The following is a 17,506-nucleotide window of genomic DNA, read 5'->3' as shown; positions in this document are numbered from 1 at the left end:
AATGTAACGGAAGGAGAATGAAAATGGAAAAAAAAATAAGATATGGACTGATCGGAGCAGGTGTGCAGGGAAGCGCATATGCAGGATTCTTAAGCGGACAGGCAGGATTTGCAGGAATGCCGGCGGTGGAGTGTCCTCCCCACTGTACTCTGGGAGCCTTATGTGACAATGATCCGGCAAAAGAGGAGATATGCAGGGAAAAATATCCGGAAGTTCCTTTTTATAAAGATTGGAAGGACATGGTAAAATCCGGAGATGTAGATGCGGTGATTACGACCGTTCCTCATTATCTTCATACGGAAATTGCTATTTACTGCCTGGAACATGGAATGAACGTACTGGTGGAAAAGCCTGCAGGAGTTTATGCAAAAGCAGTCCGCGAGATGAACGAATGCGCTGCGGCCCATAAAGATGTGGCGTTTGGAATCATGTTTAACCAAAGGACAAATAAACTGTACCAGAAGGTGAAAGAGCTGGTTTCTTCCGGAGAATTGGGGGAAATCCGCCGCTCAAGCTGGATTATCAATTCCTGGTGGCGTCCGGACAGTTACTATAAGCAGAGTGACTGGCGCGCGACCTGGGGTGGGGAAGGCGGAGGCGTTTTGGTAAATCAGGCCCCCCATCAGCTGGATTTATGGCAGTGGCTCTGCGGAGTGCCCGATAAGGTAATTGCAAAATGTCTTTACGGCAGCCACAGAGATATTATTGTGGAAAATGACGTTACCATTGTAACAGAATACAGCAACGGCGCTACCGGCAGCTTTATTACCTGCACCCATGATCCCATTGGAACAGATCGACTGGAAATAGATTTGGATGGGGGTAAAATTGTGGTAGATGACAGTAAAACCGCTACCGTATATCGGCTGAAAAAAGATGAGAGCGAAATGAATGCGACCATGAGCATGATGGATGTACATAAGCTGACAAGCGGCAATTCAGCTGGTGCAGGAGACATGATATTGAAAGAAACCTTTGAAAATACCGATGGCTGGGGAGTTCAGCATATTTCCGTCATGGAAAATTTTGCACTTCACATTCTGGAGGGAGTGCCGCTTCTGGCTCCTGGCTCCGACGGCATCAACGGTGTTAACCTGGCCAATGCAGGCCTGCTTTCGTCCTGGCTGGGAACTGAGGTGGAAAACCCTGTTGACGAGGATTTGTATCTGCGGGAATTAAATAAGAGAATTGCTGCAGAGGGGAAATTTAAAACCAGATAACCACAATAAGGAGAAGTATATATGAAAAGAGCGGCTGTCATCGGCCTGGGAGACATCTCTTCCATTCATATGATGTGTATTCAAAACAATCCTGAAATTACTCTTGCTGCAGTCTGTGACATAGAGGAAAACAAAAGAGATCAGGCTCCGGAGGGAGTGCCGTTTTATACCAGTTATCAGGATATGATTTCCAGGGAGAAACCGGATGTGGTACATATCTGCCTGCCTCATTACCTTCACGTACCGGTTTCTATTGCTGCTGCAGAGATGGGAGTCCATGTATTATGTGAAAAGCCTGTGGCTTTAAATCAATTACAGGGGCAGGTGTTTGCTGACTTTGAAGCGGCACATCCGGACATTCACATGGGAATCTGCCTTCAGAACCGATTCAATGAATCTGTGGAAGCTTTGAAGACAATCATTGACAGCGGAAAATATGGCAGAGTTTGCGCTGCAAAAGGGGTTGTGCCATGGTCCCGTTCCAGAGATTACTATGAAAGCAAACCCTGGCGGGGAAAATGGGATACTGCCGGAGGCGGCTGTATGATTAACCAGTCCGTTCATACTCTGGATCTGCTGTATTATCTGGGAGGTCCCGTGAATGGTGTGAAAGCATCGGTGAGTCAGCTTCTGGACTATGGAATAGAAGTGGAAGATACCGTTATGGCGAATCTCTTCTATGAAAACGGTGCCCATGGTCTGTTTATGGCAACCAATGCAAATTATAAAAATGAAAGCGTACAGATCTCGATTCAATTGGATCAGGCGGAATTTGCCATTATTGAAAATGTTCTGTATCGTATCCATCCAGATGGCGGCAGGGAACAGCTGGCAGAGGATGCAAAGTTTTTTGGCTCTAAATTCTATTACGGAGCCAGCCATGGGAAACTGATTAATAAATTCTATGATTCTATTGAAAAAGACGATCAGGATTATCTGCATGTCAAAGATGGGCTGATGAGCATACGTCTGATTGATTCCATACAGGAGTCAGGACGTACAGGTATGTTTGCTTCGTTAAAGGAACAATAAAATATGAGAGGAAATATTTGCAATGAAAAAAGGTTTAATTGGAATTCAAATGAGTACGATCAAGAATAAAGTTGATGAATTAGGGGCATATGAGACATTGAAAGCCTGTGCAGAGATGGGGTATCACTGTGTGGAGATCAGCCAGATACCCATGACTCCGGAAAATGTGAGTGATATAAAGAGGGCTTGTGAGGAATATGGCATTAAGGTAGCTGCCTGCAGCGCTTCTTTAGAACCCATGATGCCTGGCATGCCGGGAGAATATCTGACTACTGATTTTGATAAAATTGTGGCAGACTGCAAGGCATTAAACTGTGACTTGCTGCGTATTGGCATGCTTCCTGTCAACTGTATGGGCAGCCGTGATAAAGCTTTGGATTTTGTAAAAAGAGCGGATGACTATGCTGGGAAGCTGAAAGAGCACGGGATAGATCTGTATTATCACAACCATCATATAGAGTTTATAAAATATGATGGACAGTATTTGCTGGATATAATTAAAGACAATACCCGGTATATGGGTTTTGAACTGGATATTCACTGGATCCAGCGTGGGGGAGAAGATCCGGTAGAATTTATAAAAAAATATGCAGGCAGGATTCGGCTGATTCATCTGAAAGATTATCGGATCAGGGAAGTAAGGCTTCCGGATGGTGCGTTTGACAAAACGACCTTTATGCAGGCATTTACTGATACTATTGAATTTGCAGAATTGGGAGAAGGAAGTCTGCCTGTAAAAGAGTGTGTGGAAGCCGGGTTTGAAGGAGGGAGCGAGTATTTTTTGATTGAGCAGGATGATACTTATGACCGTGATTCCTTTGAAAGTCTGAGGATCAGCCGCGATCATCTGATTGAATTAGGTTATAAGGATTGGTTTGAGCTGTATTAATGGACTGATATTCACAGATAATAACGCTGTTTTGTGTCCTGTCACAAGAAAGGGTTCCTGTAAAGGAACTCTTTTTTTACTTACAAAAGGTCTTCTTTACATTCCAAAACTTTTTAAAGTGAACAATGTATGATAAATTATTATCAAAGTTTTCATGCAATTAATTAACTTAAAAAACTGTTATTAACAGCGAAAAAGTGAGGAGAATGATATGAAAAAAGGAATATTTGTGGGTATTGCTGCGATGGCAGCAGCGGCAGCAGCTGTAATTGTATTATCCGGTCCGGCCTATACCAGTCTGGACAAATCCGGGAAAAAGAATGTTCAGGAAGCGGCAGCTGAAGGCACCCTGGAACGTGAATCAAAAGAAGACGAAAAACAGGCAGACATTGTTATAATCGGAGCAGGGGGGGCCGGTATGACAGCGGCTGTTGAAGCCACACAAAAAGGAGCTTCAAATCTGATTGTATTAGAAAAAATGCCTATTACAGGAGGAAATACCGTCCGTGCAACAGGTGGTTTAAATGCAGCTGAAACACCGTACCAGAAGGCTGATGGAATTGAAGATTCCATTGAGCTGTTTGTGGAAGACACCATGAAGGGCGGCAAAAATTTAAATGATCCAAAGCTTGTGCAGGTAATGGCGGAGCAATCCGCAGACGCAGTTACGTGGGTCAACGAAATAGGCGGAGATTTATCGGTAGTAGGGCAGTTCGGCGGAGCCAGTGTTAAGAGAATCCACCGTCCGTCTGATACATCGGCAGTGGGCCCCATGCTTGTAAATGCTCTTAATGCAAAACTGAAAGAATTGGATGTACCTGTATTTTTAGAGACGGAAGCAGTACATATTTTACTGAACGAAGAGGGCGCCGTGGTGGGAGTGCAGGCAGTAACAAAGGATGGAGAGCCTTATACTATTTCATGTAAGGCTGTAATTTTAGCATCTGGAGGTTTTGGAGCCAATTCTGAGCTGGTGGTAAAATACAGAAAAGATTTGGCCGGTTTTTGCACCACCAATCACTCCGGTGCCACTGGTGACGGAATTGTTATGGCAGAAGAGCTGAAGGCAGGGCTTGTAGATATTGATCAGATCCAGACCCACCCTACCGTGAATCCGGATACAACCACCATGTACACAGAAGGCGTTCGTGGAAACGGAGCAATTTTAGTCAACCGGTCCGGAAAGCGTTTTGTCAATGAGCTGGAAACCAGAGATGTTGTTTCAGAGGCCATTTTAAATCAGGAAGGAAAAACCTGCTTCATGGTATTTGACCAGTCTGTAAGAGAGAGCTTATCTGCTATTGAAAAATATATCGGTCAGGGCATCATTACCCAGGCTGACACTCCGGAAGAGCTGGCAGAGGCAATTGGTGTTGATAAGGATCAGCTGAAAGCCACACTGGAACAGTATGCAACATATCAGACAGGTGGCAAGGATACAGAATTTGAAAGAGAAAGCATGGAAGTTCCATTAAACATGCCTCCTTATTACGCCGGACTGTGCGCTCCAGCGGTTCATCATACCATGGGCGGAGTAAAGATTGATACAGCTACCCAGGTTCTAAAAGAGGACGGAAATGCAATTCCGGGATTATTTGCAGCCGGAGAGGTAGTTGGAGGCGTTCATGGAGCAAACCGGCTGGGAGGAAACGCAGTGACTGATATTGTGGTTTTCGGAAGACTGGCGGGAAATGCCGCTTATGACTACGTTATGAAAAACGGCGGTTTTACGGAGAAAACAATGAAGGCTGCAGGGGAAGACGAAGCAGCACAGCCAGAAGTAAAGGGAAATTATAAGGACGGAACTTATACAGGAACCGGAAAAGGGAATAACGGAGATATTACAGTAGAGGTGGTTGTGAAAGATGGAAGTGTGACTTCCGTAGAATTGACAGATCATCATGAGACTCCCGGGATCTATGAGGCAGCAGAGAAGACGGTCACTTCAGCCATTATCAGAACACAGAGTACTTCTGTAGATGGGGTTTCAGGTGCAACCAACTCTTCTCAGGGAATCAAAGAGGCGGTTGCAGCAGCTTTATTGAATGCGAAATAACTCTGGAATCAGGTAGCCGGAAACCCGGGGATATGATAGTAATAAGGATTGCGCTGGAATTCCTCCAGCGCTATTTTTATAAGTGCTTTTTCCGGGTTGGAAAGATTATGAGACTTTTTGTATATAGACAGCTAAGAAATAAAAGCGTTTGAGTCACTTGCAGATGTGCAGGTCCTGGAAATGGAAGCGAACGGTCATCCTTTTACGGTGTATTGATATGAAGGAGAAGGAAGCTCCTGAGGAGGAAAGCGATTTCATGCGGAAGATGAGAATGCGCGGAACCTGCTTTTTGGATCTCCTCTTCCGTAAGGAAGAACGTTTCTTCAAGGATCCCTTTTCAAATCCTTACGCTGCAACGGATGATATGCTTGCCCGTCTCCCAAGAACCTTAGTGATTACAGCGGGAGAATGTGATTTCCGCTTTGAAGATGAAGCCTATGGTCTTCGGCTTGCCCAGTTGGGAATAGAGACTACCATACAACGGGTTCCTGGGGCAAAGCATGGCTTTATCCCCCATTTTGGGCAGTTCTGGGAGCCTGCTGCCAGGCTGATCGCGGAGAAAATCAAGGAAGTATAAACAGAACCATTCCCTGAATAAAAATTGTGTTTGAACTATTTATCGTTCAACGCTATAATAGAAAAAATACAGTTGGTGCAATCTGGACGGAGCACAGGGAAAGGAATTTAGTATGAAAACGGTCAGAGTGAGAGATGTGGTCATTGGCGAAGGTGTGCCTAAGGTATGCGTGCCTATTGTTGAAATAGAACTGAAAGATGTGGTATCGTCTGCCCAGGACTTGAAAGCTGGCGGTGCCGATGTGGCGGAATGGCGGATTGACTGGTTTAATGAGGCATATGAAATCAGTAAAGTTGTGGAAGCGGCTGGTTATATCCGGGAAGCCCTTAAGGAGGTTCCTCTCCTTGCAACCTTTCGGACTGCGGGAGAAGGGGGAGAAAAGGAAATCAGTGTGCAGCAGTATATTGATTTAAATCTTGCTCTGATCCGTTCCGGTTATATAGATCTCATTGATGTGGAATTGTTTTTTGATGAAGAGGCTTCAAAAATACTTGTGGAGGAAGCTCACAGGCTGGGAGTCCCTGTCATCGCTTCCAATCATGATTTTCAGAAAACACCGGACAAAGAAGAACTGTATCGCCGTGTGGAGCGGATGATTGAGCTTGATGCGGATATTCCCAAAATTGCGGTGATGCCCCAAAATGTGGAAGATGTTATGGTGCTGCTGACAGCGACGTATGAGATATCACGCTATATTTCAGACAGACCAATCATTACCATGTCCATGTCAAAGGAGGGTGTGATCAGCCGGTTTTCCGGTGAATTTTTTGGCTCTGCACTGACTTTTGCTGCAGTTGGGAAAGAATCAGCACCAGGACAGGTTGAAGTAAGCAGTTTAAAGAAGATACTCAGCCAGATCCATGAAATTATTTCATGATTTTATCCGTACGCTTTTCTCGTTTTTGATGGAAAAGGATCTTGACAAATAAATAGAAACCTCATATACTAAAAACTAACTTCACAAACAAGAAAAAGCATTGATAAGAACAAGTAACAGTACGGAAAACCAGACAGAAAGCAGCCGGTTGATGAAAGGCGCATGGAAAACGCACTGCGAATACATCTTTGAGCTTCGCTCCCAAAGGTTTTTAGGCCCGGTAGGCGGCGACGGATTCCTGCACCCGTTATTGTGCTAGAGTATCAGACGGTACTTGAAGAGATAAGCAGCGTGAGCTGTTTATGAAAAAAGGTGGTAACGCGAGATTTTAACCTCGTCCTTTTAACAGGGCGGGGTTTATTTTTTTTGTAAAGGAGAATTGGAATGACAATCTACGAAGAACTGAAAGCCAGAGGGCTGTTAGCCCAGGTGACCAATGAAGAAGAGATCAGCAAAATGGTCAATGAAGGAAAGGCAGTATTTTATATTGGATTTGATCCCACAGCAGACAGTCTCCATGTGGGACATTTTATGGCTTTGTGCCTGATGAAACGTCTGCAGGAGGCTGGTAATAAGCCAATCGCCTTAATCGGCGGAGGAACTGCCATGGTTGGTGATCCTTCCGGAAGAAGCGACATGCGTCAGATGATGACGGTGGAAACCATTGCCCATAACTGTGAATGCTTTAAACAGCAGATGAGCCGTTTTATTGACTTTTCCGAAGGAAAGGCCATGATGGTGAACAATGCGGACTGGCTGATGGACTTAAACTACGTTGAATTCCTGCGGGAAATCGGCCCTCATTTCTCAGTAAACCGGATGCTCAGTGCAGAATGCTATAAACAGCGTATGGAAAAAGGATTAAGCTTCCTGGAATTTAACTATATGATCATGCAGAGCTACGATTTCTACGAGCTGTTCCAGCGCCATGGCTGCAACATGCAGTTTGGCGGAGATGATCAGTGGAGTAACATGCTTGGAGGAACCGAACTGATCCGCAGAAAGCTTGGTAAGGATGCCCATGCAATGACCATAACCCTGCTGTTAAACTCAGAGGGCAAAAAGATGGGAAAGACCCAGTCCGGTGCTGTGTGGCTTGATCCGGAAAAGACTTCTCCATTTGATTTCTTCCAGTACTGGAGAAATATTGCCGATGCTGATGTATTAAAATGTCTGCGTATGCTTACCTTCCTTCCTTTAAGCCAGATCGATGAGATGGATAGCTGGGAAGGCAGCCAGTTAAATGAGGCAAAAGAAATTCTGGCTTACGAGCTGACCAAGCTGGTACATGGGGAAGAAGAGGCGGAGAAAGCGAAACAGAGCGCAAGAGAGCTGTTTACAGGCGGCAATGCAGAAAATATGCCATTATGTGAGCTTGATGAAGCTGATTTTACAGACGGCAGCGTTGATATATTGACCATTCTCCAGAAATCCGGACTAGCACCCTCACGTTCAGAAGCAAGAAGAAATGTGGAACAGGGCGGAGTTACCATAGAGGGAGAAACCGTGAATGACATAAAAGCTTCCTATACCAGAGAACAGCTGGCTGACGGAGCTGTTGTGCGTCGGGGAAAGAAGAAGTTTGTGAAAGTGATTGCAAAATAAAATGTCGTGCTCTCTTTCTGACAGGCAGGTGAGATAATTCACCTGTTCGTTGGAAAGGGAGTTTTTTTGTGCCTGAATATAACTTATTTGAAGGATGAGATTGCACCAGAAAAATGTCGATGATTGTGCAAAATATATAAAATAAATTAGAATATAAAATGTTAATTGTGACAATGTCCTGTTTTGACAGTGAAACAATCGAATAATGACAGCAAAAATAATAAAAACAGGATATAATCACAATGTATTAATTAAATTCCCACAAAAAGGAAATGGACATGAGCTCATATATTTTCGAAACAGTAGAATTTAAAAATCAGTATCCGGTTAATGCATTTGTTGCATTTATCCAAAGCAGCAGTTTTCACTGGCATTATGAATATGAGTTAATTGCAGTGCTGAAAGGCAGTATTACAATCAGCGTCAGTCCCAAACCAATTACTCTGCATAAAGGCGGTATCGTTCTTGTAAATTCAAAGACCGTTCATGAAATAAAGAGTGAGGGAGAAAATATCTGTATGATATTGCAGCTGGATCCCGCTCTTTTTAAAAAGGAGAGCAATGACAGCAGCAATTATCGCTTTTATTTAAACAGTGTATTAGACGAGGTACCTGTAAAAATACGATACAGTCACTTTGTAAATAAAATGGCAAAAATTGTGCTGTATGCAATTGATCAGGATAAGAAGAACTGTTACCGTCTTCGTGCGGAGATTTATAGTTTAATTGCTGATCTATTTGAATATGTACAATATGACATGATTATGAAGTCGGATCAGTGTGACAGAGATGCTGCGCTGTTAATGAATATGATTGATTATCTGAAAGCGAATCTGTCTGAGCCGGATGTTATAAATAATCTATATAAAGAGCTAGGCATGGGTGAAAAGACTGTGTATCGGTATTTAAAGGAACATATGGGAATTTCACTCAAAGATATGGTTGATACATTTCGTACGAATGAGGCAAAAAGGCTGTTAAAAAATACAGATAAAAGTATGGGGTGCATTATTGATGAATGCGGATTTGGATCTGAGAATACATTTTACCGTCTTTTTAAAAAGAGTACGGGGTTAACACCAAAGGAGTATCGCCAACAAAAAACAGAGATAGAAAAAAAACCTGAATTAAGGGGTTATCTGAATTTTGAAATAAATGAAGCAAAGCAGCTTCTGCTTAAAATAATGGAGGACTGATTGTAATGGATTGCAGCAAAAAGGAGAGGTTGTTATTTACGGGTCGTGCAAAGGAAATTGTGAATCATCTGACATTGGAAGAGAAGGTTTCTTTCATGAGCGGTGGCATGAAGTTTGAGGAAGTACGCGGTGCCATAAAAAAACAGACGAAGGAGCATTATAATCAGTTTCCGTATCCGGCGGGCGGGATGGCAGAACAGGGGGTACCGCCCATGCTTTTCTGCGATGGCCCCAGAGGTGTTGTGTGCGGAAATGGAAAAAGCACTTGTTTTCCTGTTTCTATGTTGAGAGGAGCTACTTTTGATACGGAACTGGAGGAAGAGATTGGAGAGGCAATTGCAAAAGAAGTGCTTGCATATGGAGGAAATCTGTTTGCAGGAGTCTGTATTAACCTTCCATATAACCCCGGTTGGGGGAGAAGTCAGGAAACGTATGGCGAAGATTCCTATCTGCTGGGAGAGATGGGGGCAGCTCTGGTAAAGGGAGTGCAAAAACATGGAGTTATGGCCTGTCTAAAGCATTTTGCCTTTAATCAAATGGAAAATGCAAGATTTAAGGTAGATATTGATTGCAGCAAAAGAACGGAACGGGAAATTTTTCTCGCCCATTTTAAGAAGTGCATAGATGCCGGAGCCGCTTCCGTCATGAGTGCATATAACCTTTATAAAGGAGCGATGTGCGGACATCATGATTATCTGTTAAATCAGGTTTTAAAAGAAGAATGGGGATTTGACGGATTTATTATGAGTGATTTTGTGTGGGGGGTAAAGGATACAGTTGAAGCAATTAACGGTGGCCAGAATATGGAGATGTGTGTAACAAAGTATTTTGGCGAAAACCTTGTAACGGCAGTCAGAGAGGGGCTTGTAGATGAGAAGAAAATTGATGATGCAGTTCTTCGTATCATTCGGACAATCCTGGCTTTTAACTCTGTACGGGAGAATGTAAATATGAGGCAGGTGGGATGCAGGGAGCATGTTATGCTGGCATTGGAATCTGCAAGAAAAGGAATTACTTTAATACAAAACAAGCACCACGTATTGCCATTGGATAAGAGGACGACCAAACGTATTGTGGTTTTCGGCAGACTGGCCCAAAGCGAGGCAACCGGTGATAAAGGATCCAGCCAGGTTTATCCGGCTTACGTTGTGACTCCGCTGCAGGGAATTGCAAATGCTTCTTCTAATACAGAAGTAGTTTATTATGACGGTGATGACAGGAATCATTCAAGGAGACTGGCGAAAGAAGCAGATGCAGTTATTTTCGTGGTTGGATATGATTTTAATGATGAGGGAGAGTTTGTAGCCCCCAATAAAGAAGATGTTTACACAGGAGCTGTGGGTGGTGACAGAAGAACCGGATTAGGTCTGCATGCAGATGAGATTGATCTGATAAAAAACATTGCACCGGAAAATAAAAATTCGATTGCTGTCTTAATCGGAGGCAGCACCATTATGATTGATAGCTGGAAAGAGTGTGTAAGTGCCATTATCATGGCTTATTATCCGGGAATGGAAGGCGGAACTGCTTTGGGAGAGATTATTTATGGTGATGTTAATCCAAGTGGAAAACTTCCGTTTGTGATACCTGTAAAAGAAAACGATCTTCCACAGGTGGATTGGGATGCTGAAAATCAGTATTATGAATATTTTCATGGATACCGGAAGCTGGAACGGGAGGGAATTAAACCAGAGCTTCCATTTGGTTTCGGACTTTCTTACACTACATTTACCGTAGACAAAATAAAAGCGTGGCTGTCAGACGATATTCTCTATGCCTGCTGTGAACTTAAGAACACAGGAGAACGTGAAGGGGAAGAAGTGCTTCAGCTGTATGTGGGATTTGGTAAATCTGCGGTAGAAAGACCGGTAAAGGCATTAAAAGGTTTTAAACGGGTGCATTTACAACAAAGTGAAAAGCGTCAGGTGATCTTATCCTGTCCGGTCAGTGAACTTTGCTGGTTTAATGAAGAAACAGGGGCTTTTGAATTAGAACATATGGAGTATGAGGTGTATCTTGGAACCAGCAGTGCGCCAGAGGACCTGATTAAAACAACCATTACATTTTAGGAGGAAATGAAGATGGAAAAAAAGATACCATTTTATGAAAAAATTGCATTTGCAGTAGGGGATGGAGGCTGTAATTTTATCTGGACGACGATTGGTTCCTTTTTAACCCTGTATTATACGGACAGTGTTGGAATCAGCGCGGCGGTTATTGGTACAATTATGCTTCTTTCAAGAATAGTGGACGGATTTTCTGATTTGGGAATGGGAGTGATCATTGACAGAACTCATACCCGATGGGGAAAGGCAAGGCCATGGATTCTCTGGTCAGCTGTTCCAATGGGGGTTGGTCTTATCTTGCTGTTCAGTGTGCCGGGATCGTTAAGCAACAGCGGGAAGGTGGCCTATGCTGCGATTTCCTATACAATTATGGCTGCGGTAATTTATACCGCATGCAACCTTTCTTATAATACTTTACTCTCTCTGGAAACCACAGATCCGAAAGAGCGGGTAACCATGAGTTCACTCAGGTTCTTTTGTACAATGGGTGTAGTATTGCTGATCAATTACAACACCATGAAAATAGTTCATAAATTTGGCTGGAGCAAAATGGCTGCTATTTATGGTCTGATTGCAGTGGTATTGCTGCTTATAACGTTCTTCGTTACAAAAGAGCGTAATTCCTTAGAAAAAGAAGAATCAAAAAAGACAAAAGAAGGGTCGGTTACCCATTCATTTAAGATACTGTTTAAAAACAAATACTTTGTTTTAATTACATTTATTTTCATAATTAATTATACTGCACTTGGTGTTAATAATGGAATACGGATCTATTTTGCCAGAGATGTTCTGGGGAGCGCAGCATTGATGGGTACATTAACCTTATGTTTTATTTTACCCAAAATGATCGGTAATCTTTTATATCCCCAGATTTCAAAATATCTTGGTAAGTGGAAAAGTCTTGTAATCGGGTACATATTAGAGATGCTTGGTGTTGGTATAATGATGATTATGCCTGTTTCTTTGCAGGGAACAGTGGCAGGACTGATACTGCTGGGAGTGGGTGGAATTCCTCATACAGCAGGTCTATTTGCCATGGTGGTAGATATCATTGATTACGGAGAGTGGAAAACGGGAGAACGCATGGACGGTCTCACCTATTCAGCAACAAGTTTTGGTATGAAGGTGGGGGCAGGTCTTGGAGCAGCTATTGTTGGCTGGGGGCTCGCTTGGGGAAATTATAACGGTGCTCTTAAAGTACAAACTGCAGAGACCGTGTCAGCCATTAAGATGCTGTTTACTGTCGTTCCCTTCGTATTATTTGCAGCAGGTCTGATAATTATAATGTTTGCTAACATAGATAAGATTTATCCACAGATTTCCAAAGATCTTGCAGAGAGAAAAAGGTGAAATAATTCTAATATAGAAGACTGTATCCACATAAAAACGGATACAGTCTTTTTGTCTATGGCCACAACTCTGCCTTTTCCTGTTTTTTAATAGAAAGTGCAAAGTTTAGTTTTTCGTCATCGTTTGTAAGACCCAGCAGATACTGGTATTCATTTTTTAGCTTTTCATAGATACGAAGGATAGGCCTGCAGCGGACGTCTGTTGTTTCAAGTATGGAGTCCAGATTGGTGACTGCGATCGTTACAATATCCGGATCCACAAGCTGGTCGTTTTTCATGCTTTCCAGGATGTTTGTTATTTTTTCCAAAGGATAGGAATCCTTATAGCTTCTTGTTCCCGTAAGCGCACTGATGATATCTGCGATGGCTACCAGGCGTTCCTCTTTTGATAAGTCCTTTGCAAAGAGTCCATTGGGATATCCGGTACCGTTTAACTTTTCATGGTGGCGCAGAGCAATCCGTTCCACCGCTTGGTCGATGCTTCCGCCAAAGATCTCTTTCGTGTAATCCACATGGGTCCGCATGATATTCATTGCCTGGCGGCTTAGTTTTCCCGGGAACTCAAGGATCTCTACCGGGACTGCGATCTTTCCCAGATCGTGAAGCAGAGCGCCGCAGAGAATGATATTTAAGCGGTCTTCCGGATAGGAAAGAAGTTTTCCCAGTTCGTAGCTGATGCTTGTGGTAGTGATGGTGTGGGTGACGGTATGGTGGCTTCTGAAATCGATAATAAAAACCAGCATTTTTAAATAATCCGTAATCGCCTCTCCTGAAAGCGGAATTCCGGTAAGAAACAGATTGAACTGACTGTCCGCTTTCCATTCTTCTTCAATGGATTTTTTAAAATCAAGTTTTTCTGCCAGTTCTATGATGTGAGGGGCATAAACGGTTCCGCGTTCTTTTTTTAGTAAAAATAGTGTCTCATCCCAGGAACAATTCTGCAGAGACATCAATACATCGATCCGGTCTGCTATATGGATCAGCTGTCCTAAATCCTTCATCAAAGGATCCAGATTATTTTGATTTTCCAAAAAATCCCAGTTGAGATGGTGCAGGAGTACTGCAGGTGCGAAATCCTTTAAGGGAGAGAAGTAACGGATAAAAAGATATCCATAAAAAGAATGATCCCAGACATCTTTTGTTTCAAACTGAAGCATTCGGGAGATCTCTTCTGTCTTGTAGGCTCCCACATCATGAAGCTGAGCCACAAAGCAGATGTTTCTCAGTTCTTCTTTTGTAAAACGAACAGTCTCTCTGAGCATCAGAAAAACAATATAAGACACATGGGAACCATGCTCTGTAAGCCGTGGGTCTATGTAATTGCAGAAACGGCGAATGATGTTTAGAATGCTCTCGTTATTAATATCTTTGGTGTACTGAACCTGCATGCATGCGATTCTCCTTTCGTACAAAACTCTGTATCACAGTTTACCATATTCGTCCAGATATGGAAAGAAGAGATTCACATCTTTGGTGTGTAAATTTTAGAAACAGACGGGGAAAACGAGTTGAGAATAATGGAAAGCGGTTGTATAATAAACTGGTTATGTATCGTGAGAAAGGTGCTTATGGAGGGAATCACATGAAGAAAGAAACGACGGGTTATGTTCAACTGATTGAAGAAAGGTTAATTTACGACAATCCCCTTTCCAAACCAGGAGATATAGAAGGCTTCGTGGTAGAAGGAAGGGCATCAATAAGTTTTGAAGAAGGCAGTATGCGTTTAAAAAACAGTCTTGATGAGGAGCTGGGACAAAAAGCCAATTACGTTTTGTGGTGTCCGAAAGAATTTCCGGAAAATGTTAAAATTACATGGGAATTCAGGCCGGTTACTGATCAGGGACTTTGCATTTTGTTTTTTGCCGCGAAAGGACGGAACGGGGAAGATTTATTTGATTCCTCCCTGGCGGAACGAACAGGAGAGTACCCCCAGTATCACAGCGGTGACATCAATGCATTCCACGTATCTTATTTCCGCAGGAAAGAGCCGGATGAGAGAGCGTTTCATACCTGCAATTTAAGAAAAAGCCATGGGTTTCACCTGGTTTCACAGGGGGCGGATCCTTTGCCTGGTGCAGCAGATGCACAGGATTTTTACCGGATTTCCATACGTAAATATCATGGAGATATTCGATTTTCCATTAATGATATGACTGTGTTTGAGTATAACGATGAGTTGGAATTGTTTGGAAAGCCATTAAAAGGTGGAAAAATTGGATTCCGTCAGCTGGCACCGCTGACTGCTGATTACAGAAATCTGAAAGTATTCGAATTATGTTAACTGATTTAAAGAACAAAAAACTGTTTGCCATAAAAGACGGAAAATATGAAAAGCGCCTGTTTACCCAGTTTCTTCTGCTGGTAACGGTTCCGCTTATTGTTATGGGACTGGTTTCTTACTTCATCTATGTAAATGGAGAGACAGAAAAAAGCAGACAGGCGCTGGAATCTTACTGCAATAGTGTGGCAAATGAGTACGAGAACATTTTTTCTTCTGTCAGGGAATATTATCTGGACAGTACAAGCAGCACATCCATCAAATGGCTGGTTAATCAAAAGGATGTTCCTTATTCCCAGTACAAAGAAGTGAGGCAGGCCCAGAGTATGCTTCAGGGCAATTACTTTTTATCCAAATATATCGGTTTTTACAATTTTATTAATGTAAAAGAAGGATGGGTTCTCAGCAAGTTTGGAATGTATAACTATGAAGATTTAAAAAACAGGGGAGAGACAGACCTGTTTTTACAGGATCAGAAAGAAGTTCCTTTATCTCTTTACTGGCTGAACCGGACTGATGTATCAGGCCCTTATCAGGAAGGGGCGAAGGAATCCGGATTTATTGATACATCAGGAGAACTGCTCATTGTAAAGGAAGAGTACGCCAGTACCGGACTGGTCTACCTGCTTACGGTTCAGCTGAATATGAAGCAGCTTGGAACTCTGACTGAGCCATATCAGAAAATGGGTTATGATGTGACTGTGTTAAGTCAGGGGAAGGTCTTGATGGAAACCAATCCTGATTTTACAGCTGCTTTTATGAAATCGGGGAAGAGTGAGAAGACAGACGGAGGATTTTTTTCATCTCCGAAAGGAAAAAAATACCGTTATCGTGTCAGCCGTTCTGGCAGCAATGGTCTTGTTTACATAACTGGAATGGATACGGAGAAAATGAAACGGGGCGGCATTGTATTTGTGCTTGCTTCTGTCGCAGTCATTGCCGCTTTTGGAGTGATTCTGGTTTTTTTACGCTTTGCAGCTTCTGTTTTTTCGGAACCTCTTTTGAAACTTCAGAGATTTGTGGATGATCAGAATGTGCAGATCAGGGAGCTGTTTGTGTCAAACCTTGTAAAGGGCGAGCTGAATATGGACAGGATACAGGATACCATGAAGAAATATGGCATGGAGGCGTTTCATTCCTACCGCATGATCGGAGTTTCCTGTAAGTTTGATGAAAGAGAAAAGAATCTGACCCAGGAGGAGCAGGATGAACTGAACAGAAAGATCCTGCTTGGCCTTCCTTTAGAAGTGAAGGAAGCATTCTTTGTAGCACCGGTAATCTATGAGCACACACTGTTATTTATGATTGGAGAAAACGATGATATAGAAGAGGATCATAAGACTGCGCTGGTCTATAAGCAGATGAAAGATTATATTATGGAGGCATACGGATATCCCACAGCCTTTGGAATCAGCCGGACCTTCCATAAACTGACCCATGCCAGAAGAGCGTATGACGAATGCTCGGAGGCACTTCACAGTAAAAATCATGATCGGAATGAAAATGGTCCTTCCCTGGTTCTTTATGATGATTATTCCCTTATGGATCCGGCTGGGAATGTTTATGATAGAATTGTGGAGGATGAGTTGATTCATGCTGTAGAAAGCTGCAATGAGGAAGAAGCCAGGCGTCTGCTTGATCTGATCCTGGAAAGGCTTGAAATCAAAGGGGCTTCTGGCATGGAACGGACCTATTATGTCACCCGGCTTTTGACAGCCATCCTTGATATACCGGCAAAGGTGTCCATGCCCCTTTCTGATATTTTTGACAGCGAGCAGTACGATGTCTTAACCAAGGCATCAAGAATTTACGGAAAAAAGGAACTTTTCAACTATCTATTTACGGAAATTCTGAAACCGGTGATGGAGGCCCTTAACGATTACCGGCAGTTAAATTCCTGTGACATCGCAAAACAGGTGACAGCCATGATTAAATCCAGCAGCGGCAATATAACCCTAAATGAGTGTGCCGATGCCTTAAGCTATCATCCCAATTATATCAGCCGGGTGCTAAAGAGGGAAAAAGGGATGTCATTTACGGACATGGTCAATGAAGAAAAGCTGAAGATAGCGAAATATATGCTTTTAACCACCCAGGATCCCATAGCAGAAATTTCAGCCAGATTAAATTATAACAACGTTCAGAATTTTATCCGTTTTTTTAAAACGCAGGTGGGAATTACCCCACTGGCTTTTCGAAAAGAGCATCGGGAATAAAAAAATCAGATGGAAACAAAATGATAATTCTAAAGGCCAAGCCTTGGAAACTCCTTATATTATAAGGGGATCCAGGGCTTTTTTATGATAAGAATCAGGTTTGATCATGATTATTTACAAAAGCAGATACCTGGTGTAGGATAGC

The 17,506-nt window shown here is 42.8% G+C and carries 13 protein-coding genes and 1 other annotated feature; of the genes, 12 read left to right on the top strand and 1 reads right to left on the bottom strand.

Translation table 11 applies throughout. The features are described from left to right. Positions 1 to 23 precede the first annotated feature (23 nt). From ABS301_RS05430 to ABS301_RS05385, 10 genes are all read left to right on the top strand, one after another. Positions 24 to 1,220, top strand: a complete 1,197-nt coding sequence (locus ABS301_RS05430) for a Gfo/Idh/MocA family protein (protein ID WP_349671245.1) — start codon at positions 24 to 26, stop codon at positions 1,218 to 1,220. A gap of 21 nt (positions 1,221 to 1,241) precedes the next feature. Continuing rightward, positions 1,242 to 2,252, top strand: coding sequence for a Gfo/Idh/MocA family protein (locus ABS301_RS05425; protein WP_349671244.1), 1,011 nt, complete (start codon positions 1,242 to 1,244; stop codon positions 2,250 to 2,252). A gap of 22 nt (positions 2,253 to 2,274) precedes the next feature. After that, positions 2,275 to 3,141, top strand: a complete 867-nt coding sequence (locus ABS301_RS05420; protein WP_349671243.1) for a sugar phosphate isomerase/epimerase family protein — start codon at positions 2,275 to 2,277, stop codon at positions 3,139 to 3,141. A 211-nt stretch (positions 3,142 to 3,352) separates the two neighbouring features. Then, entirely contained in the window at positions 3,353 to 5,197 is a 1,845-nt protein-coding gene (locus ABS301_RS05415; protein ID WP_349671242.1) for a flavocytochrome c, read from the top strand. 163 nt (positions 5,198 to 5,360) lie between these two features. Beyond that, positions 5,361 to 5,774, top strand: coding sequence for an alpha/beta hydrolase fold domain-containing protein (locus ABS301_RS05410; RefSeq protein WP_349671347.1), 414 nt, complete (start codon positions 5,361 to 5,363; stop codon positions 5,772 to 5,774). A gap of 112 nt (positions 5,775 to 5,886) precedes the next feature. Further along, entirely contained in the window at positions 5,887 to 6,651 is a 765-nt protein-coding gene (gene aroD, locus ABS301_RS05405; RefSeq protein ID WP_349671241.1) for a type I 3-dehydroquinate dehydratase, read from the top strand. A gap of 91 nt (positions 6,652 to 6,742) precedes the next feature. Further along, positions 6,743 to 6,996 (top strand) — a binding site (T-box leader). A 39-nt stretch (positions 6,997 to 7,035) separates the two neighbouring features. Next, positions 7,036 to 8,256, top strand: a complete 1,221-nt coding sequence (gene tyrS / locus ABS301_RS05400) for a tyrosine--tRNA ligase (protein ID WP_349671240.1) — start codon at positions 7,036 to 7,038, stop codon at positions 8,254 to 8,256. A 278-nt stretch (positions 8,257 to 8,534) separates the two neighbouring features. Continuing rightward, on the top strand, positions 8,535 to 9,452 hold the full coding sequence (locus ABS301_RS05395; RefSeq protein ID WP_349671239.1) for a helix-turn-helix domain-containing protein: 918 nt from the start codon (positions 8,535 to 8,537) through the stop codon (positions 9,450 to 9,452). Positions 9,453 to 9,457: 5 nt separating this feature from the next. After that, positions 9,458 to 11,521, top strand: a complete 2,064-nt coding sequence (locus tag ABS301_RS05390; RefSeq protein WP_349671238.1) for a beta-glucosidase — start codon at positions 9,458 to 9,460, stop codon at positions 11,519 to 11,521. 12 nt (positions 11,522 to 11,533) lie between these two features. Then, a complete protein-coding gene (locus ABS301_RS05385; RefSeq protein ID WP_349671237.1) occupies positions 11,534 to 12,868 on the top strand; it encodes an MFS transporter in 1,335 nt (444 codons plus the stop codon). Positions 12,869 to 12,923: 55 nt separating this feature from the next. Here ABS301_RS05385 and ABS301_RS05380 read toward each other — a convergent pair whose 3' ends face one another. Beyond that, positions 12,924 to 14,255 carry an HD-GYP domain-containing protein gene (locus ABS301_RS05380; RefSeq protein ID WP_349671236.1) on the bottom strand — a complete coding sequence of 444 codons (1,332 nt, stop codon included), beginning with the start codon at positions 14,253 to 14,255 and terminating at the stop codon, positions 12,924 to 12,926. 194 nt (positions 14,256 to 14,449) lie between these two features. On the opposite strand from ABS301_RS05380, the gene ABS301_RS05375 reads away from it, so the two are divergent. Both ABS301_RS05375 and ABS301_RS05370 read left to right on the top strand, forming a co-directional pair. Next, positions 14,450 to 15,148 (top strand): DUF1961 family protein, encoded by a 699-nt coding sequence (locus ABS301_RS05375; protein ID WP_349671235.1) that lies wholly within the window; start codon positions 14,450 to 14,452, stop codon positions 15,146 to 15,148. Next, positions 15,142 to 17,361, top strand: coding sequence for a helix-turn-helix domain-containing protein (locus ABS301_RS05370; protein ID WP_349671234.1), 2,220 nt, complete (start codon positions 15,142 to 15,144; stop codon positions 17,359 to 17,361). The genes ABS301_RS05375 and ABS301_RS05370 overlap by 7 nt, the downstream gene beginning before the upstream one ends. Positions 17,362 to 17,506 lie beyond the last annotated feature (145 nt).

Origin of the sequence: Lacrimispora sp., from assembly GCF_031982545.1 — a bacterium.
GTDB lineage: Bacteria > Bacillota > Clostridia > Lachnospirales > Lachnospiraceae > Lacrimispora.
This window is presented reverse-complemented; position numbering and strand designations above follow the sequence as displayed.

Bases quoted from the DNA above. Each gene is read 5' to 3' on its own strand.
- ABS301_RS05430 (WP_349671245.1), top strand. From the start codon at position 24: ATGGAAAAAAAAATAAGATATGGACTGATCGGAGCAGGTGTGCAGGGA.
- ABS301_RS05425 (WP_349671244.1), top strand. From the start codon at position 1,242: ATGAAAAGAGCGGCTGTCATCGGCCTGGGAGACATCTCTTCCATTCAT.
- ABS301_RS05420 (WP_349671243.1), top strand. From the start codon at position 2,275: ATGAAAAAAGGTTTAATTGGAATTCAAATGAGTACGATCAAGAATAAA.
- ABS301_RS05415 (WP_349671242.1), top strand. From the start codon at position 3,353: ATGAAAAAAGGAATATTTGTGGGTATTGCTGCGATGGCAGCAGCGGCA.
- ABS301_RS05410 (WP_349671347.1), top strand. From the start codon at position 5,361: ATGTGCAGGTCCTGGAAATGGAAGCGAACGGTCATCCTTTTACGGTGT.
- aroD (WP_349671241.1), top strand. From the start codon at position 5,887: ATGAAAACGGTCAGAGTGAGAGATGTGGTCATTGGCGAAGGTGTGCCT.
- tyrS (WP_349671240.1), top strand. From the start codon at position 7,036: ATGACAATCTACGAAGAACTGAAAGCCAGAGGGCTGTTAGCCCAGGTG.
- ABS301_RS05395 (WP_349671239.1), top strand. From the start codon at position 8,535: ATGAGCTCATATATTTTCGAAACAGTAGAATTTAAAAATCAGTATCCG.
- ABS301_RS05390 (WP_349671238.1), top strand. From the start codon at position 9,458: ATGGATTGCAGCAAAAAGGAGAGGTTGTTATTTACGGGTCGTGCAAAG.
- ABS301_RS05385 (WP_349671237.1), top strand. From the start codon at position 11,534: ATGGAAAAAAAGATACCATTTTATGAAAAAATTGCATTTGCAGTAGGG.
- ABS301_RS05380 (WP_349671236.1), bottom strand. From the start codon at position 14,255: ATGCAGGTTCAGTACACCAAAGATATTAATAACGAGAGCATTCTAAAC.
- ABS301_RS05375 (WP_349671235.1), top strand. From the start codon at position 14,450: ATGAAGAAAGAAACGACGGGTTATGTTCAACTGATTGAAGAAAGGTTA.
- ABS301_RS05370 (WP_349671234.1), top strand. From the start codon at position 15,142: ATGTTAACTGATTTAAAGAACAAAAAACTGTTTGCCATAAAAGACGGA.